We start from the raw sequence: 18,685 nt of genomic DNA, 5'->3' as shown, positions 1-18,685 counted from the left end.
GTCAATGCACGATCAAGCCCTTCATCCAGGCAACAAATCTGTTGCCGCGAACTATCCCGCGCACCCTGGCAGCGGCCCATCGCGCTTGCATCGTGGCGCCAACGTGGCAATGGCAAACGATTTGGTGCAACTGCCGGTCGCTCAGTTCGAAGAAGCGCTTTGCCTCACCATAGGTATCGTCGTTCAAGCCCATGGCACGCAGAACCGGATCCTCGAAAGCGACAGTGAGCGGCGTCCCAGCGCCACGCGATCTGTCGCGCGCTTCCCTGTTCATATATTCGGTGCCTGGAAGCGCCCCAAGGCATCGCGTCGGGTTTTGCTCGAGAAGTTCTGCCCAACGTTCAATCCGCTGGTTTCGGCTCATCGCCGGATACGCCGCGAAGGACTCAACTTCCGCGACGGCATGCAGTTGGTCGAGTGTTTGATGTTTCATGGTCGGCTCCTGTCGACAGGTGAATTCGCCCACGCCTATATGAGCAATTATCGCGCCGTGGAGCGCTGACAAGGCCGGATCACCGCAACATGAGGCGTACGGATCACCTGCCCGGTGAAGCGGCGCTCGGTTCCAACGCGCCGGCGCCGCTCAGTGGGTTCGACGTCGCCCCGTTAACCGAACCCATTCCGGGCAGGAACTTTTGCGGAAGCTCGCGGTTTGGCTTTGCGTCCGCCCCGGCGGCTGCAATATCAGTCTTGAAAGCCATTCCGTTGGACACGAAGCCTCAAAGCGTCGAACAAGACGTCGAGCCTGTAAATGAAACTCGGGAGCAACCGGCCCGGGTTCGAGAATCTCGTGAGCGATCGGCAGAGCCGCGGCAGGAAAAGCCCGACGGGGATGCCTCGCAACGAAAGGCCGGTCTGCTCGGCTTTCCCAAGCGCCATCCCTATGCGACGGCGGCGGTTGCGCTTGCGCTGTTGCTCGTCGCGGCAGGCGTCGTGATCTGGTGGCTGAACGCTCGCCAGTACGAATCGACCGACGACGCCTTCATCGACGCCCGCACGGTGACGATCGGCGCCCAAATCGCCGGCCGCATTACCGAGCTGGCGGTTAGCGACAATCAGCACGTGCAGGCAGGTGATGTCCTCCTGCGCATCGACGACAGCGACTATCAGGCAAATCTGAAGCAGGCCGATGCCGGCGTCGCCGCGGCCGAAGCCGAAATCGTCAATGTCACCGCTCAGATCGAGGCTCAAAACGCAAAGGTGAACGCTGCCCAGAGGCAGGTTGCACAGGCCAAGGCAGCGCTGGATTTCGCCAAGGCAGAGGATCAACGCAATCGCGAACTCCTGGCCAAGGGCACGGCAACGCAGCAGCAGGCGCAGCAAGCGGCATCGACGCTGCGTCAGGATCAGGCCGCGCTGGACAGTGCCGAGGCCAATGTCGCCTCAGCAAAAAGCCAGGTTTCGGTCTTGCAGGCACAAGCCAGGAGCGCCGAGGCGCAGCTCGAACAGGCCAAAGCCAGCCAGGAGCAAGCACGCACGACGCTGTCGCGCACGACCATCACAGCACCCGCAGCCGGGCGGGCAACGAGCATTTCGGCCGCTGACGGCACCTACGCCCAACCCGGCCAGGTATTGATGATGTTCGTTCCCGACGAGGTCTGGGTGAGGGCCAATTTCAAGGAGACGCAGCTCGACCTGATGCGGCAGGGACAACCGGTCGACATCGATATCGACGCGTACCCGGACAAGTCCTTCCATGGCCGCGTCGACAGCATCCAGGCCGGCAGCGGCACCGCCTTCAGCCTCCTGCCGGCTGAAAATGCCACCGGCAACTACGTCAAGGTGGTGCAGCGCGTGCCGGTCAAGATCGTCTTCGACAAGCCGCCGGATGTGCTTCTCGGCCCAGGGCTGTCGGTGGTGCCGACGGTCAAGGTGCGATGAACGGCGAAGCAGCCAGAAATCAGGGCGAAAGCCGATCCGCCGCCGGGACGCACAATCCCTGGCTCATCGCCATTGTCGTTTCCATCGCCACGTTCATGCTGGTGCTGGACACCTCGATCGCCAATGTCGCCCTGCGCAACATCGCCGGCAGCCTGGCGGCCGGAATGGACGAAAGCACCTGGGTCATTACCACCTATCTTGTGGCCAACTCGGTGATCATCCCGGTCAGCGGCTGGCTGGCAAGCGCCATCGGCCGCAAGCGCTACTACATGCTCTGCGTGGCGACCTTCACCGTCGCGTCGCTGCTGTGCGGACTGGCGCCCAACCTGGAACTGCTCATCCTGTTCAGGATCCTTCAGGGCCTCGGCGGCGGCGGCATGGCGCCAAGCGAGCAATCGATCCTTGCCGATACCTTTCCGCCGGAAAAGCGCTCGCAAGCCTTCGCGCTTTACGGCATTGCCGTCATCGTCGCACCAACGGTCGGGCCGACGATCGGCGGCTGGCTGACGGACCATTTCTCCTGGCACTGGATCTTCTTCATCAACGTGCCGTTCGGCATCCTGTCGCTGGCACTGGTGCAATGGCTGTTGGTCGAACCGGACGTACTCGAACGCGAACGCAAGGAACGGCTGAAAGGCGGCCTGAAGATCGACGGGGTCGGATTCATCCTGGTGGCTACCGCACTGGGGTGCCTCGAGATCTTCCTCGACCGAGGCCAGCGCTACGATTGGTTCGCCTCGAATTTCATTACGACTTTCGCAGTGATTTCCGCGATCGCGTTCCTGCTGCTTATCCCATGGGAAATCAGTCGCAGCGATCCGGTCGTCGACATGCGCCTATTGTTCACGCGCCAGTTCGGCACGGCCTTCCTGGTTATGATGGCGGTCGGTGCTATCCTGTTCAGCACCACCCAGATCGTGCCGCAGCTGCAGCAGACGACATTTGCCTACACCGCGACGCTGTCGGGCCTTTCGATGATGCCGGGCGGCATCGCCATGCTGATCTTGATGCCGGTGTCCGGATTTGTAGGCAGCATCGTGCAGCCCAAATACCTGATCATGGTGGGCATGTCGGTGGTCGCAGTCGCGCTTTGGCACATGACCTCGCTTACCCCGGACGCCAGCTTCCGCTTCTTTGCCTTTGCCCGTGTCTTCCTGATGGTCGGGCTGCCGTTCCTGTTCATTCCCATCTCGACCGCGGCCTATGTCGGCCTGCCCCCGCAACAGACCAACCAGGCATCGGCGCTGATCAACGTTGCACGCAATATCGGCGGCAGCATCGGCGTCTCGCTGTCCAACACCGTCATTGCGCAAAGCTCCCAGATCCATCAATCGAATCTGGTTGGCCACACCGTGCAATCGTCGCCCGCCTATCAGCAGGTGCTTCGGCAGGCGACCGAGCATTTCGTCGCCCAGGGTTCGCCGCTGGTCCAGGCGAAGCAGCAGGCGATCGGCTGGCTCGGCCAGTTGATCGCCCGCCAGGCCACGCTGCTCGCCTACGTCGATGTCTTCCGCTATTGCGCGGTGGCAACCGCCCTGCTCGTTCCGCTTGCCCTGCTGCTGCGGTCAGGCAAGTCGGGCAGCAGACACGAGAATCCGGAGATGGGCTGACCCGCAGGCGCGACGGTGTGGTTCCAAAAACGAGGAAGCCGGGAACCAGCTGACCCATTGCGTTGTTCTGCGCCAAGAGGAGATGATCACGATGGCCACTATTCCCACACCCGAGCCAACACCGACCCCGGTACCACCGCCTCCCATCCCCGATCCCAAGCCCGTGCGTGAGCCGGACCCCGACAGGCTCCCCGACGAGGACCCCATTCCCAATCCGGATGAAAACGATATTCCGCCGAAGCGGATGTCTTTCAGCCGGCAGTTGCCGTGATCGTTCTGCAGCCTGTCTGGCGATTGCTTGCGCCAGCGGCGCCGCCTGTCAGATTTCGAGCATGGCGTAGGGGCGGCCGGTCGGCTTGGCGACATGCATGGCAACGTTATAGACCGACGCTCCGCCCGGCGTACGGCCCTCATAGACGCCACGATGCGCATGGCCATGCACCACTGCGCTGACCTGGAACCGGTCTATTGTCTCGGCCAGGCGTGACGAACCGAGAAACGGGAAAATCTCCAGCGGCTCGCCTTCGACCGTCTCGACGACAGGCGCGTAGTGCAGAACGACAAGCGTGCGTTTGGCGCGGACCTGCCGCATCGCGTTTTCAAGCCGCATCGCTTCGTTCACGCTTTCCGCCACCATCGACTTGATCGCCGGTTCGCCAAAGGAGCCGAGCATGCGCGATCCAAAACCGCCAACGAAACCCTTGACCCCAACGAACCCGACCTCGTGAATCTCCGTCGCCTCGCCGTCGAGGAGATGAACGCCCGCCTGACGCAAAATGTCGGTGACCTGCTCGACGGCGCCTGACTCATAGTCGTGGTTGCCAAGTACGGCGACGACCGGGATCGTGCAGGCACGCAGTTCCTCGGCAAGGATTTCGGCCTCCCGAGGCTTGCCGAGATTGGTAAGGTCGCCGGTCAGCACGAGAACCTGGGCTTCGCGCGACATCTCGCCGAAAAGATCGCGGTACGACGCCTGGTCCTCCTTGCCGACATGCAGATCGCCGATGGCGGCGACCTTGAGTGTGCCGCCGTTTTCGGCCTTTGCCGAAGCAGATTCGAGCTCGTCAGCCATCGCTATATTCTCCTTCACCGCCGACGTCGGCAAAGCCCCATTGCTTGACGTCGATCTCATAGTCGGTTCGTGAAAGCATGCGCCCGCGGCAGATCCGCATCCGGGAAGGCGGCAATTCGCGCTGCTTGGCCAGCCGGTCGAGCAACTCGTCGAGCAGCCACGCGGGCACACGGTCTCGCTCCGTCGGATAGATCCATCTGAAGTTCAAGAGATGCATCAGCAAGACTTCCCAATGAACTTCCATGTAGGAAAGCAGCCTTTGCCAGTCGATCTGGTCGTGCGCCTTGAGGATGGTGTGCGCGACGTCGGCGCCATCATGCCGGCCGCGGTCCTGGATGAAGCATTTGGACCAGATAAGCTCGGTTGGGCCGATGATCCGCACGTGGCTGCCCAGCAATTCGGCCTGGCGAGCATGCTCCAGCCACTGGTCGTCGACAGGCATTGTGCCGTTCATCGAGGTGAAGATGACGTCGAAAAAATGCGTACCCCTGAACACCTTGCCGAGCCACCGGTCGTCCTCGACCACGACCGCATAGCCGATCTGCTTGAAATGGGCGAGGATGCGCGGGCAGTCGCCGGCCTTGCAGAAAATGTCGAGATCCTTGGTCGGGCGGATGATCCCGGTATAGGCGCTTACGGCATAGGTGCCGGCGACGAGAAAGGGGATGCCCGTCGCGACAAGCTCGCGGATCGCTTCGATATAAAAGACCTCCGCTTCGGCATTGCGAGGCGTCGGGGCGGCTTTTGGATCGACCGACGGAACGGATGCCGGGATGGCGCTTTCCGGTGGGGGATTGATGATCATAGCAAATGGCTCCTGGCCCGGCAGACCAGCAGCCGCCTGTATCTAATAGCCAAGCATGCCCGATGGTTCCCGCCGCTGCGTGCCACCGCCGCTCTCGCCTGCTGCATCAGGCGAACACGCCGCGGTGGCGGGCCTGCGAAGCGGTCATGGCTCTCGGCCGCGGCGGCAGCCATAAAGAGACATGTGAGCGGTTATTTTTGGCGTCAAGATCGCAGCGCGCTTCGGCCTCAAGCGCGTCGAGGCGTAGTGGGCCCGCTATCATTCTCGGGTCCGGAAAGGATTGGTTTCAACATGGTTCCCGAGCTGTCGGAGGCGCTGCGCACCCGGCGTAACAGCCACTTGAGCGCCCGTAGCCAAACCGACTCTGTTTTCCGGAACGCTGCAGGCGGCGTGGCGAAAAGGCCATTCTCCATTTTGTAGTTCCTCACTGTCTCAGTCCAATCAGCGTTCTTCAACGAGCAAAACTTGTGTTGGTTCCGCGTCGCCATCGGCGGGAGCACGGGCTGGACAGGCGAAGCCATCATTGGTGGGTTCAAGCAGGCTAGCCTTCTGCAGCGAGATCAGCGCCTCGCGAGATCAGGGGCCTCGGCGATCAAGTCGCGGAATTAAGCCACTAGCCGGCGGGATTCAGCTCGTATCCTGATGCGCCGGCTCTGGACACGGCCCGCGAAGGCTGAAATTGTTACCGGCATTTCCAGTTGCAAATTTGATTGGGCGCGGCGGGGATGGCGCTGGTTTCTGAAGACATTGCCAGCCATCCGGCACTGCGTCGCCATGTCCAGGCTCAGTCGCGGACGCTTCTCCAAACCTATGAAGCGAACCCGCGGCTGGCCTCCGTATTCGCCGCGCAACAGCGTTGGCTGATGGCCCATATCGGCCTTGGCTTGTATTTCAATCGAGAGCCGGACGATCATCGCAAGGGACTTACGTCTGCACGGTTCATGGACGACATCTGCCGGCATTCGGTGGCCAGCCGCAACACCGCCGACGCCTTCCTGAAGGAGATGCTGCATTACGGTTTCATCCGGCATCTGCCGATCAAATACGGGCGCATCCGCCCCTTTGAGCCGACCGCGGGCACTCTGGAGACGGTTGCCGGCTGGGTCATGGCGCATCTGAAAACGCTGGACAGCCTGGACAATGGATTTCGACTGGCTGCATTCGTCGCACAACCGGACCTGCTCGCCAAACTGCAGCCGCTGGTGGCCGACGGCCTGCTTTCGTCGCATGCCGTGCGGGAGCCGAGACAGACCTTTTCCTTGTTCACCTGGCTCGACAATGGCGGCATCGTCATGGATTGGCTGATGTCTGGCGTCGATCCCGATCATGCTGACCTGGACCGAATTCCGACCGGTGTCGTCTCAATCGGAGATTTCGCGAACTGGCTCAAGCTTTCCCGGACCCACCTGTCACGCAAATTGCGCGATGCCGAGGAACTCGGCAGCATCGGCTGGTTGGGCCAGCGGGGTCACTCGGTCATGTGGGTGTCGAGCGAGTTCTATCAGGAATACATGACCGCCCAGGCGGTCAAGCTCGCCATCATCGATGCAGCCTTCGACAATTGTGTTGTAACTTCCGAAGCCAGCTGAACGGCGAGCCGAACGCCGTCGTGGCGGCTTTGGCGCCGCCGCGACGAAGGTTTGGCATTTCAATCGATGTCGAACGAAACGCCCTGGGCGAGCGGCAGCGCCTTGGAATAGTTCACCGTATTGGTAGCGCGCCGCATATAGGCTTTCCAGGCATCCGAGCCCGACTCGCGGCCGCCGCCGGTTTCCTTCTCGCCGCCGAAGGCCCCGCCGATCTCGGCCCCCGAAGTGCCGATATTGACGTTGGCAATGCCGCAGTCCGAACCGTCGACGCCGAGGAAGCGCTCGGATTCCTGCAGGTCGCGGGTGAAGATGGACGACGACAGCCCCGCGCCGACCGCATTGTGCTCATAGAGCACGGCGTCGAAATCCGAATATTTCATCACATAGAGGATCGGCGCGAAGGTCTCTTCGGTCACCGGTGACACCTGCTTCGGCATTTCGACCAGCGCCGGACGCACATAGTAGGCCTCAGGCTGGCCGTTCTCGACCCGCATTCCGCCGGTTATCTTACCGCCATGCGAAGCCGCCTCCTCCAACGCCTTCTGCATGTTGTCGTAGGCAGCCTTGTCGATCAACGGGCCGACGAGAGCGCTTGTCTCCAGCGGATTGCCGACCGAGACGCTTTCATAGGCCTTCTTCAGGCGCGGAACGAGCTGGTCATAGACGCTCTCATGCACGAACAGGCGCCGCAGCGTCGTGCAGCGCTGGCCGGCCGTGCCCATCGCTCCAAAGGCGATCGCGCGCAGCGCCATGTCGAGATCGGCCGTCGGGCAGACGACGCCGGCATTGTTGCCGCCGAGCTCCAGCACGGCACGGGCAAAGCGCTTCGCCAGCCGTGGGCCGACATCCCTGCCCATGCGCGTCGAACCGGTGGCGGAGACCAACGGCACCTTCGGATGGTCGACCAGGATCTCGCCGACGGCGCGATCGCCGATCAGCACCGGCACCAGCCCTTCCGGCGCATCGCCGAAACGCTTTGCCGCGCGCTTGAAGATCGCTTCGCAGGCGAGCGCCGTCAGCGGTGTCTTCTCGGACGGCTTCCACACCACCGCGTCGCCGCAGACCAGCGCCAGCGCTGCGTTCCACGACCAGACCGCCACCGGGAAATTGAAGGCCGAAATGACGCCGACGACGCCGAGCGGATGCCAGGTCTCCATCATGCGGTGGCCGGGGCGCTCGGTGGCGATGGTCAGGCCGTACAATTGCCGGGAGAGACCGACGGCGAAATCGCAGATGTCGATCATCTCCTGCACTTCCCCAAGACCCTCGGATGGAATCTTGCCGACTTCGATCGATACCAACCGGCCAAGCTCGGCCTTGTGGGTGCGCAATTCCTCGCCGAGCAGCCGTACCAGTTCGCCACGCTTGGGAGCTGGCACCTGCCGCCACGCCAGGAAAGCCCTGTGCGCCTTGTCGATGGTCGTCGCCGCATCGGCCGGCGAGATGGTCTTCAGCGCGGCGATCTGCTCGCCGGTCACCGGGCTGCGCACGATGAGATCGCCGCCCGTAAGCGCGCCCTCGGCAACGCCCAGTTTCGCCAGAAGCCCGGCCGTTTCCTTCGCAATCGTCATTTTCATCCCTTTCAGATCCCGTCGCTCATATGGCGTCGGTCAAAGCCTTGTGGCACGCCGTCTCCGTGCCGGTCGGCACATCGGGCACTGTCATGGCGTGGCATTACTCGTTTCAGGGAAAAATCGCCACCCCGGCATGGTCTAAGCAAAGGTCAGACCGTTGAACCAGGCGGAGGCGTCGGATCAATGCGCCGTTTGCTTGGCGCCTTCTTTCATCAGCCGGTCGATATGCATGCGGATATGCGCCGCCTCGGCGGCCGTATTGGCAAGCGCGATGGCGCGGTCGAAAGCGACACGCGCCTCGTCGCCGCGGCCAAGCTGCATCAGCAGGCCGCCCTTGAGGCCGAAGAAGTGGAAATAGCCGGAAAGCCTTTGCTCCAGCGGCTCGATCATGGCGAGTGCGGCTTCCGGCCCACGCACCTTGGAGACGGCGACGGCGCGGTTGAGCGTCACCACCGGCGACGGCTGCATCTGCTCGAGCAGCCCGTAGAGCAGGTCGATCTCGTTCCAGTCCGTATCCTCGGGCTTTTCCGCCCGTGCATGCAGCGCGGCGATCGCCGCTTGCACCTGGTAGGGACCGGGCTTGCGATGGCGCAACGCCTTATCGACCAGCGCCAGGCCTTCATCGATCATCTTGCGGCTCCACAGGCTGCGGTCCTGGTCTTCGAGCAGCACGATCTCGCCGTTCTCGTCGAAGCGAGCCGGCGCGCGTGCATGCTGCAGCAGCAACAGCGCCGTCAGCCCCATGATCTCCGGCTCGGTCTGGAATAGCCTGAGCAGCAGCCGGGCCAGCCGGATCGCCTCTTCGCAAAGCGGCGCACGCGCCGACGCCTCGCCGCTGTTGCTGGAATAGCCTTCGTTGAAGATCAGGTAGACCATGGCGGCGACGGCGGCGAGCCGTTCGGAGCGCTCGACCGCTCCCGGCGTCTCGAACGGCACCCCGGCATCGGCGATACGCGCCTTGGCGCGCGTGATACGCTGCTCCATGGCGCTTTCCCCGACGAGGAAGGCGCGGGCGATCTGCTTGACCGTCAGGCCGGAGACGATGCGCAACGCCACCGCGATCTGCTGGGTGGCCGGCAGGTCGGGATGGCAGCAGATGAACAGCAGCCGCAAAATATCGTCGCGGTAATGCGCACCGTCCAGCCGCTCGGCGATGTCGCTCTCGGCATCGTCGAGATCGGAGATCTGGTCCTCCTCCGGCAGCGGCGCCTGCTTGGCGCGCTTGCGCACCGCATCGATGCCGCTGTTGCGGCCGACGAAGATCAGCCAGGCTGCCGGATCGCGCGGCGGGCCATTTTTCGGCCAGTTGTTCAGGGCCCTCAGGCAGGCGTCCTGGAATGCTTCCTCCGCCGCGTCGAGGTCGCGGAAGTAGCGCAGCAATGCTCCCATCGCCTGCGGGCGAGCGGTGCTGATTGCCGTGCTGATCCAGGCAAGTTCGGTCATGCGGAAACCTTGGCGGGATTGAAGAGCGAGACCGGCCGGATCTCGTAGGAGCCGCCGCTCGGGTTGACCTCGGAAAGCTCGCGCGCGAAGTCGACGGCCTCGTCGAGGTCGGCGCATTCGAGCGTGTAGAAGCCGAGGAACTGTTCCTTGGTTTCGGCAAACGGGCCGTCGATGACGATCGATTCGCCCTTGACCTTTCGCAGCGTTGTCGCCGCCGTCGTCGGCAAAAGCCGCGCCACGGGGCCAAGCCGCCCGGCGTTGGCATATTTCTCTTGTACGCCGATAAGTTTTTCCATGACGGCATCGTCCTGCTCCTTGCTCCAGGAGCAGACGACGTCTTCAGAGGCATAGCAGAGGATCGCGTAGAGCATGGGTCGTCCTTTTCTCTGTCAAAGGACGAAACACTAGGACCGATCCCGACATGGCGTCGACAAAAAAATACGCCCCCGGTCCTGCGTCATTCCCTCGCCTTCAGCCATCTCAAGACCAGGGCCTCCTCGTCGTCGAGCCCGGCGATCGAGCGCTTGCCTCTGTTGGCGTCCGCCATTTCGCCAAGCAGCCCTCCTTCGGACCAGGCGCGGAAGACTTCCGGATGGATGTAGCAGCGGCGGCAGACGGCGCGCGTATTGCCGAGCCGCTCGGCAACCTTGTCGATGACGCCGTTCATCGCCCGCTTTTGTTGTGCCTGGCCTTCCGGGCGTTCGGTTTGCGCAAACAGCGACGCCGCGTGGATGGTTCCGCCCCACGTTCTGAAATGCTTGGAGCTGAACTCGACGCCGGCATTCTCCCTGATATAGCGGTTGACGTCGTCGGAGCGCACCGGATGCCTGTTTCCTTCCTCGTCGAGATACTGGAACAGTTTCTGGCCCGGCAGGTCCTGCGCTCCACGCACGATCTTGGCGATCCGGCGATCGACAAGCTTCAATCTCCATTCCTTGCCGGATTTGCCGATGAAGGCAAAACGCAGGCTCGAGCCCTTGATGTCGACATGGCGGTCGCGCAGCGTGGTCAGCCCAAAACTCTTGTTATCGCGGGCGTAGGCGGCGTTGCCGACGCGGATCATCGTGTTGTCGAGCAGCCAGACGATGGCCGCAACGACGCGTTCCAGCGGCAGGCCGTGACGGCGCAGATCGGCATCGATCTGCCGTCGCAATTCGGGCAGGCTTTCGGCGAAGGCGATGAGGCTCGAGTATTTGACCCCGTCACGCTCCTCCGCCCAGTGCTGATGATAGCGGTATTGCTTGCGCCCGCGCTGGTCCCGACCGGTTGCCTGAATGTGACCGTCGGCATCCGCCGAGATCCACACATCCGTCCAGGCCGGTGGAATGGCGAGCGCCTTGATGCGTGCCAGCGCGTCCTGGTCGACGGCACGTCCGTCGGGCCCTTTGTACGAGAACCCGTTGCCTGAACGCAGCCGGCGAATACCGGGTTCGGTGTCGGCGACATAGTTGAGCGAGGCCCGAACGGCCGAGGCGTGCGCGCCGTTCTCCAGCGCTCCGTTCCGCGGCACCCCGTTCTTTGGTGCAGCTTTCCTAACAGCCGATCGGCCAGACGACGACCCGGATTTGTCCAGCATGTCCTCTCCACGGAATTTCCGTAGATAAGCCGCCTGCTGGCTGCGGGTTCCACCGCCTTTTGATTGCCAGGACAGATTAACGACGACGCCGTGCAACGAGGAGGTGCCATCACGCCTTTTCGAGCACGACCGGTATGACGTCGACTGCCTGCTCGCCAACCTGCCCGCCCGTGGTTTTCAGCACGCCGACGATCGGCGCCACATCGGAGTAGTCGCGGCCATAGCCGACCGTGATATGATCGTTGCTAGCGCGCATGCCGTTGGTCGGATCGAATTCCTGCCAGCCGGCATCGCGCCCGCACCACACCTTGACCCAGGCATGCATGGCGTCGGCGCCTTCGAGCCGCGGCTTCCCACGCGGCGGGATGGTGCGTAGGAATCCGCTGACATAGCCTGCAGGAATGCCGAGGCCACGCAGGCCGGCGATCATAATATGGGAAAAATCCTGGCAGACGCCGCGCTTCAGGCCGAAGGCGTCGCTGGCCCGCGTCTGCACCGTGGTCGCCTCGCCGTCATAGGTGAAATCGCGGTGAATGCGGTTGCACAGAGCCATGGCCGTGCCGACCGTCGAACTGCTGGCACTGCCTTTCGCATAGGCAGTGATTGCCGGGTCGATGCCGGCATGATCGCTGGCGGCCAGAAAGTGATGCGGCGAAGCCGGCGCCAGCGAGTGCACCGCGCCGAGTTCTTCCCTCAGCCGGCGTAGGTCGGGCGATACGTCGAGCCCGGGCTCCGGCCGCGACACTGAAACACGCGCGCTCATCCTGATGTCGAGCGCATCATGTGCGTCACGAAAGGCGATCGAGGTGACACTGTTGCCGAAAAAGTCGGAAAAGTCGGAGCGTTCGCTGGGCGCCGGCACAAAAGACAGTGAAGCGGCGATGACGCGCTGTACGCCAGGGATGGTCGGCGGCAGCACACGCACCTGATGGCGGCCGCCGCCGGCCGCCGCATCATAGTCGTAACGCAGGTGAAGCCTGATGTCGTAGAGCATGCCGTCTCTACCCGAAATAGGCTTTGGAGAGGCTGTTGTAGAGGCCGCCGATTTCATTGGCGAGATCGCTGAGGGCCTTGGCCGTCATGTCCGAGGGCTCCCTGATGGCGATCGACGTGTTGAGCTGCAGGATTTCCTTGGCCGCCGGCGACATATGGCCTTCACCGCCGACAGAGGGCAGCAGCGCGATTTCGGCCTTCAGCCGTTCGAGCTGGAACAGGATTGAGCGCGGGTTGAGCGGATCGAGCGCCAGAAGGTCGACAACGGTACGCCGTCCCGCCTGCACCGGATATTGCCGGCGGTGGGTCATAACGCTGTCGCCGATCTCCAGCATCATGTCGAGCGCGCCTTCCGGCGCCTCGGCCCTGGTCAGTCGGGCGAGCGTGCGGGCGATCTGGATGCCGCGTTCGAGCCTGCGGCCGATTTCCAGGAAACGCCAGCCGGCGAAACGGTACATATTCTCGTGCAGCAGGCCGGAAAACCCGGCCAGCTTGCGCAGGATGACCGTCATTGCCCTTGTCGCGTCGTCGCCCGGCGCCACTGTCACGGCAAATTGATGGATCGTCTTCGACAGGTCCTTCAATGCCAGCCAGCCATCGGGCGAGAAGCGGTCGCGGATCTGCCCGGCGCTGTACACGGCGCTGTCCAGCGTGCCGATGAGCCCCAACGGGATTGCCGTCTCGACGTCGATACCGAACGGCGCGAGATAGTCCCTGATGTCGGCGAGCAGCGGCATCTCGGGATCGGATGTCTCGGCCAGCCGCACGTGGTAGGCGCGCAGGATGCGCACCGTGTCTTCCGATCGCTCGATATAGCGGCCGAGCCATGTCAGGTTTTCCGCCGCGCGGCTGGGCAGGCTGCCCGGCAAGGTTCGGGTGAAGCTGTCATGCTCCTGCGGCAGCAGCGTCTCACGCTCCACCGGCCTGTCGCTGACCACCCAAACATCCGCCGCCTGGCCGCCGCGCTGCATGGCGATGGCCGTCGGGTCGAGCGAGAAGCCGACACGGGCAAAACCGCCCGGCATCACGGTCCAGCCTTCCGGCGTCCGCGCCAGATAGACGCGCAGGCTTGCCGGCCGCGGCTCCAGCCAGCCGCTGACATAGACAGGAGTGGTCGACAGCGTCACCGCTTCCTGGCCGACAAAGTCGCCGCCGTCTTGTTCGATCCGGGCGACGAGCTCGGCCCGTTCCTCGGCCGACAGCGCTGACCCGAGCTTGGTCGAGCCGTCGTCCTCGAAGGCAAGCCGCGTCGACAGTGCCGGGCCGATCACCATGCTATCGATATTGGCGAGCACATGTTCGCGCTCCGTATCCTGCCCGCACCACCATGTCGCGACCGTCGGCAGCAGCAGTTCCTCATTGCGCAGGGCGCGCGAAATCTTCGGCAGGAAGGCGAGCAGAGCGCGCGTCTCCATCAGGCCGGAACCCAGTGCATTGACGGCCGAAACCGCCCCTTGCCGGACCGCTTCGACCAGCCCCGGCGTGCCGATCTGCGAGTCCGACCGCAACTCGAGCGGATCGGCAAAGGCAGCGTCGAGCCGTCGCCACAAGACGCTGACCGGCATCAGCCCCGAAACTGTGCGCACCATCAGCCTGCCGCCGGAGACAGTCAGGTCCTCGCCCTCGAGCAGCATGATGCCGAGATAGCGGGCGATATAGGCATGTTCATAATAGGTCTCGTTCAGCGGTCCCGGCGTCAGGATGGCGACACGGCCGCCGGCTTGCTTGGCCATGCCGATCAGCGCATCGCGAAAACGGCGGAAGAAACCGGCCAAGCGGTGCACATGCATCTCGCCGTAAATGTCGGACAGTGCCCTTGTGGTGGCGACGCGGTTTTCCAGCGCAAAGCCGGCGCCCGACGGCGCCTGGGTGCGGTCGCCAAGCACCCACCAGCGGCCGTCCGGGCCACGACCGAGCTCGAAGGCGCAGAAATGCAGGAAATGGCCGCTGGCAGGCCTGGTGCCGACGACCGGCCGCAAATATTCCGGGCTGGCCGCGATCAATCCAGCCGGCAGAATGCCTTTCTCGACCAGCCGGTTCGGCCCGTAAATGTCGGCGATGGTCTCCTCGAACAGATCGGCGCGCTGGACCAGGCCGGCGCTGATGTCAGCCCATTCCTCCTCCTCGATCAGCAGCGGCACATGCGCCAGCGGCCATTCCCGCTCATTGGCGCCGGCCTTGTCGTAGACGCGGTAGTAGACGCCGGCATCGCGCAGGTACTGGTCGGCGCGGGCAAAACGCTGGGCAAGCTTTTCCGGCCCCAGGTCCTCCAGCGCCTCGATGAAGTGCCGCCAGGCCGGCCGCGGATTGCCCGACGCATCGACCATCTCGTCGACGACGCCGTCGATCGGCTGGTAGTGCTCCAGCAGACTGTGGGTTTGCGGCTTGCTGCGCAGCTTTTTGTGATTCCCCTTCGCCATAGCTGATCAGAGTCTTTGCGGCCGCCGAAGGTCAAGGGTCATCGGGAAATCTTCAGAGGCTTCTTCGTTGCGCAGCACATAGCCGGACGGAGTATGGCCACGCGGCTCGAAGCGGGCGAGCCGCCGCGCCTCCGCTTCATTGCCGTTGACCGGGAACGTGTCGTAGCTGCGCCCGCCGGGATGTGCCACATGGTAGACGCAACCGCCAACCGCGCGGCCCGACCAGCGGTCATAGATATCGAAGACCAGCGGCGTGTTGACCGGCAGCGCCGGATGCAGGCCCGACGCCGGCTGCCAGGCCTTGAAGCGAACGCCGGCCACCGCGATCTCGCGGTTGTCGGTCACCTTCATCGGCACCCGGCGGCCGTTGCAGACGACGGCGTGACGTTCCGGGTTGAGCCCCTCGGTCTTCACCTGCAGCCGTTCGACGGAGGAATCGACAAAGCGCACCGTGCCGCCGATCGCGCCTTGCTCGCCCATCACATGCCAAGGCTCCAGTGCTTGCCTGAGCTCCAGCTTGATGCCGGCATGCTGGACCTCGCCGCAGAACGGAAAGCGGAATTCGAGCTGGGCGTCGAACCATTCCGGACGGAACGCAAAGCCGTTCAGCTTGAGGTCGTCCAGCACATCGAGAAAATCCGCCCAGACATAATGCGGCAGCATGAAACGGTCGTGCAGCGAGGTGCCCCAGCGTACGAAGCGGCCGTCGAGCGGGTTCTTCCAGGCCCGGGCGATGATGGCGCGCACCAGCAATTGCTGCGCCAGGCTCATGCGCGCGTTGGGCGGCATCTCGAAGCCGCGGAATTCGACCAGCCCCAGCCGGCCGGTCGGCCCGTCCGGCGAAAACAGCTTGTCGATACAGATTTCGGAGCGATGCGTATTGCCCGTCACGTCGGTCAGGAGGTTGCGGAACAGCCGGTCGACCAGCCACGGCAGGGGTGCCGCGCCCTTGTCCGGATGTGGCACCTGCGCCATCGCGATCTCGAGTTCGTAGAGCGAATCGTGTCGTGCCTCGTCGAAGCGCGGCGCCTGGCTGGTCGGGCCGATGAACAGGCCGGAGAACAGATAGGATAGCGACGGATGCCGCTGCCATTGCAGCACCAGGCTCTTCAACAGGTCGGGGCGGCGCAGGAACGGACTGTCATTGGGCGTGGCACCGCCGACGACGACGTGGTTGCCGCCGCCGGTGCCGGTGTGACGGCCGTCGATCATGAATTTGTCGGCGCCAAGCCGCGTCTGCCGCGCCTCTTCGTAGATCGCCGTGGTCGTCGCCACGCAATCCTGCCAATTCGCGGCGGGGTGGATATTGACCTCGATGACGCCGGGATCGGGTGCGACACGGATGACATTAAGGCGCGGATCGTGCGGCGGGCCGTAGCCCTCGATATGCACCGGCAGGCCGATAGCCCTTGCCGCGTTCTCCGCCGCCGCGACCAGTTCGAGATAATCCTCCAGCGCCTCGACCGGCGGCATGAACACACAAAGCCGTCCGTCGCGCGGCTCGACCGAAAGCGCTGTGCGCACGGCGCCGCCGATCTCGGTAATCTCCTGTTCGACGCGGTCTTGCTGGCCGGTAACGGCCGTGAAGGAGACCGCCTGCTGGCGTCGCGCCATTTCGTCGGCGCCTTCCAGTTCGGCCGGAGCGGGCGAAGAAGCAGCACCGGGCAAGATCGCCTCACGCGCCGGCAATGGTCCGCGCGGCAGCGATGGATCGACCGGTACGATATAGGGGAACTGCGCCGGCGGCACATAAGGCAGCGTGCCGAGCGGCAGGCGGTAGCCGACCGGCGAATCGCCGGGCACCAGGAACAGCCTGCCGCGCCGCGTCTTCCACTTCTCCGAGCGCCAGCGCGGTCCGGAAGCCTGGCTGTTCCAGCGCTGGACGGGCAGCACGTAACCCGACGGCTTGGTCAGCCCGCGTTCGAACACCCGCGCCATGCGGCTGCGCTCCTCCGGGTCCTCCAGCTTCGAATTGGAGGGATCGACATTGTCCGGCAGCTTGCCTTCCTTGAGCAGCCATTCGGCCGGATCCTCATAGGCTTCGCTGACCATCGTCTTGTCGATGCCGAGTTCGTCGGCAATCGCGGTCAGCAGGCTCTCGGCCTGCTTCGGTCCGACATCCGCCTCGCTCTTTTCATGTGCGATCAGTGACGGATCGCTCCACACCGGCTCGCCGTCGGTGCGCCAGTAAAGCGAGAACGTCCAGCGCGGCAGGCTTTCGCCGGGGTACCATTTGCCCTGTCCGTAATGCAAAAAGCCGCCCGGCGCGAAGCGTTCGCGCAGCCGGCGGATCAGCGCATCGGCCTTTTCGCGTTTGGTCGGCCCGACGGCGGCGGTGTTCCACTCGGCCGCCTCGAAATCGTCGATTGAGACGAAGGTCGGCTCGCCGCCCATGGTCAGCCGCACGTCGCCGGCCTGGAGTGCTGCATCGACCTCGACGCCCAGCGCGTCGAGCGCCTGCCAGCTCTCGTCGGAGAACGGCTTGGTGATGCGCGGATGTTCGGCGATGCGGTCGACCCGCATGTCGAAGCCGAATTCGACATTGGCGAAGCTCGCCATGCCGGAGATCGGCGCGGCATTGCGGAAATGCGGCGTTGCCGCGAGCGGCACATGGCTTTCGCCGGTAAGCAGGCCGGAGGTCGGGTCGAAGCCGATCCAGCCGGCGCCCGGCAGATACACCTCGCACCAGGCATGGAGGTCAGTGAAATCGGTCGCCGTACCGGGCGGTCCGTCGAGCGCGACGAGGTCGGGTTTGAGCTGGATCAGATAGCCGGAGACGAAACGCGCGGCGATGCCGAGGTTCCTCAGTATCTGCACCAGGAGCCAGCTCGAATCGCGGCAGGATCCCTTGCCGGCGGCCAGCGTTTCCTCGGGCGAGAAGACGCCGGTTTCCATGCGCACGATATAGGCGATCTCGCGCTGCAGCCGCGCATTGAGGTCGACGACAAAATTGACGGTATTGGTCGCACTGCGGTCGATGGTTTTGAGGAACGCCTGCAACAGTGGCCCTGCCGGTTCCGGCGTCCGGTAGATGGTCAGATCGTCCCTGATCTCTTCCGGGTATTCGAACGGAAACGTCTCGGCCGACGGTTCGACGAAGAAATCGAACGGATTGTAGACCGTCATGTCGGCAACGAGATCGACCTCGATCTTCAATTCCGTTACCGGCTCGGGGAAGACGAAGCGGGCAAGGAAATTGCCGTAGGGGTCCTGCTGCAGATTGACGAAGTGGTTTGCCGGCCCGACCTTCAGCGAATGGCTGAGCACTTTGGTGCGGGAATGCGGCGCAGGCTGCAACCTTATGACTTGCGGGCCCAATACGACCGGCCGGTCGTATTTGTAGTGGGTCAGGTGATAGACGGCTGCCAGAATTGCCATGGTGCCCCTGAAGTCGGCGTTTCAAAAGGAGTTCGCTGAACCCTGACACGAATGCTGACCATTCTCCAAGCAGAGATGTTGCGCTGCACCTAAACTAAGCAGCCTTCACAGCCTCACAAACGGAGCGCCGACCCTGGGATTCCGCAGCGTGGCCGCAGACGTTGCAACGCTGCAGAGCCGAAGGCCGGTGGGTCAGCACCGGCCACTGTCCCGCCGATATCGATGATCGGCAACCCGCGCGACGCTTGGTCGAAAAGAGCTGAAAAGAAAACCCGCCTCTGTGGGCGGGTCGTCGGTGCCAATTAGCACCATAGCCAAATTAGTAGCATAGCTGCCGGCACAAA

13 protein-coding genes are annotated in these 18,685 nt (G+C 63.6%); 3 read left to right on the top strand and 10 right to left on the bottom strand.

Going from position 1 to position 18,685, the window contains the following annotated elements; translation table 11 throughout:
- Window position 1 precedes the first annotated feature (1 nt).
- Window positions 2-433 (bottom strand): hypothetical protein, encoded by a 432-nt coding sequence (locus tag NKJ93_RS18820; RefSeq protein ID WP_023720256.1) that lies wholly within the window; start codon window positions 431-433, stop codon window positions 2-4.
- 272 nt (window positions 434-705) lie between these two features.
- Here NKJ93_RS18820 and NKJ93_RS18815 point away from each other — a divergent pair, with 272 nt between their 5' ends.
- Both NKJ93_RS18815 and NKJ93_RS18810 read left to right on the top strand, forming a co-directional pair.
- The gene (locus tag NKJ93_RS18815) at window positions 706-1,881 is read left to right on the top strand and encodes an HlyD family secretion protein (RefSeq protein ID WP_352481994.1); all 1,176 of its coding nucleotides are present in this window, start codon (window positions 706-708) and stop codon (window positions 1,879-1,881) included.
- Window positions 1,878-3,491, top strand: coding sequence for a DHA2 family efflux MFS transporter permease subunit (locus tag NKJ93_RS18810; RefSeq protein WP_352590667.1), 1,614 nt, complete (start codon window positions 1,878-1,880; stop codon window positions 3,489-3,491). The genes NKJ93_RS18815 and NKJ93_RS18810 overlap by 4 nt, the downstream gene beginning before the upstream one ends.
- 319 nt (window positions 3,492-3,810) lie before the next feature.
- Here the strand turns inward: NKJ93_RS18810 and NKJ93_RS18805 are convergent, their stop codons facing one another.
- Window positions 3,811-4,563: a metallophosphoesterase family protein gene (locus NKJ93_RS18805; RefSeq protein WP_023720253.1), complete on the bottom strand. Its 753-nt coding sequence runs from the start codon at window positions 4,561-4,563 to the stop codon at window positions 3,811-3,813.
- Window positions 4,556-5,368, bottom strand: coding sequence for a nucleotidyltransferase family protein (locus tag NKJ93_RS18800; protein ID WP_023720252.1), 813 nt, complete (start codon window positions 5,366-5,368; stop codon window positions 4,556-4,558). The genes NKJ93_RS18805 and NKJ93_RS18800 overlap by 8 nt, the downstream gene beginning before the upstream one ends.
- Before the next feature lie 725 nt (window positions 5,369-6,093).
- Here NKJ93_RS18800 and NKJ93_RS18795 point away from each other — a divergent pair.
- Window positions 6,094-6,957 carry a hypothetical protein gene (locus NKJ93_RS18795; protein ID WP_352590664.1) on the top strand — a complete coding sequence of 288 codons (864 nt, stop codon included), beginning with the start codon at window positions 6,094-6,096 and terminating at the stop codon, window positions 6,955-6,957.
- Between the two features lie 59 nt (window positions 6,958-7,016).
- Here NKJ93_RS18795 and amaB read toward each other — a convergent pair whose 3' ends face one another.
- From amaB to NKJ93_RS18760, 7 genes are all read right to left on the bottom strand, one after another.
- Window positions 7,017-8,528: an L-piperidine-6-carboxylate dehydrogenase gene (gene amaB / locus NKJ93_RS18790; protein WP_352590730.1), complete on the bottom strand. Its 1,512-nt coding sequence runs from the start codon at window positions 8,526-8,528 to the stop codon at window positions 7,017-7,019.
- A 183-nt stretch (window positions 8,529-8,711) separates the two neighbouring features.
- A complete protein-coding gene (locus NKJ93_RS18785) occupies window positions 8,712-9,974 on the bottom strand; it encodes an RNA polymerase sigma factor (protein WP_352590661.1) in 1,263 nt (420 codons plus the stop codon).
- Window positions 9,971-10,345, bottom strand: a complete 375-nt coding sequence (locus NKJ93_RS18780) for a YciI family protein (RefSeq protein WP_023720249.1) — start codon at window positions 10,343-10,345, stop codon at window positions 9,971-9,973. Before NKJ93_RS18780 ends, NKJ93_RS18785 begins: the two co-directional genes overlap by 4 nt.
- 86 nt (window positions 10,346-10,431) lie before the next feature.
- Window positions 10,432-11,550 (bottom strand): DNA topoisomerase IB, encoded by a 1,119-nt coding sequence (locus tag NKJ93_RS18775; protein WP_023720248.1) that lies wholly within the window; start codon window positions 11,548-11,550, stop codon window positions 10,432-10,434.
- 109 nt (window positions 11,551-11,659) lie between these two features.
- Window positions 11,660-12,544, bottom strand: a complete 885-nt coding sequence (locus NKJ93_RS18770; protein WP_023720247.1) for a transglutaminase family protein — start codon at window positions 12,542-12,544, stop codon at window positions 11,660-11,662.
- Window positions 12,545-12,551: 7 nt separating this feature from the next.
- Window positions 12,552-14,963, bottom strand: coding sequence for a circularly permuted type 2 ATP-grasp protein (locus NKJ93_RS18765; RefSeq protein ID WP_352590658.1), 2,412 nt, complete (start codon window positions 14,961-14,963; stop codon window positions 12,552-12,554).
- Window positions 14,964-14,969: 6 nt separating this feature from the next.
- Entirely contained in the window at window positions 14,970-18,341 is a 3,372-nt protein-coding gene (locus NKJ93_RS18760) for a transglutaminase family protein (RefSeq protein WP_352481986.1), read from the bottom strand.
- Between the last annotated feature and the right edge of the window lie 344 nt (window positions 18,342-18,685).

It is taken from the genome of Mesorhizobium sp. M0028, assembly GCF_040323855.1.
Classification (GTDB): Bacteria; Pseudomonadota; Alphaproteobacteria; order Rhizobiales; family Rhizobiaceae; genus Mesorhizobium.
This window is presented reverse-complemented; position numbering and strand designations above follow the sequence as displayed.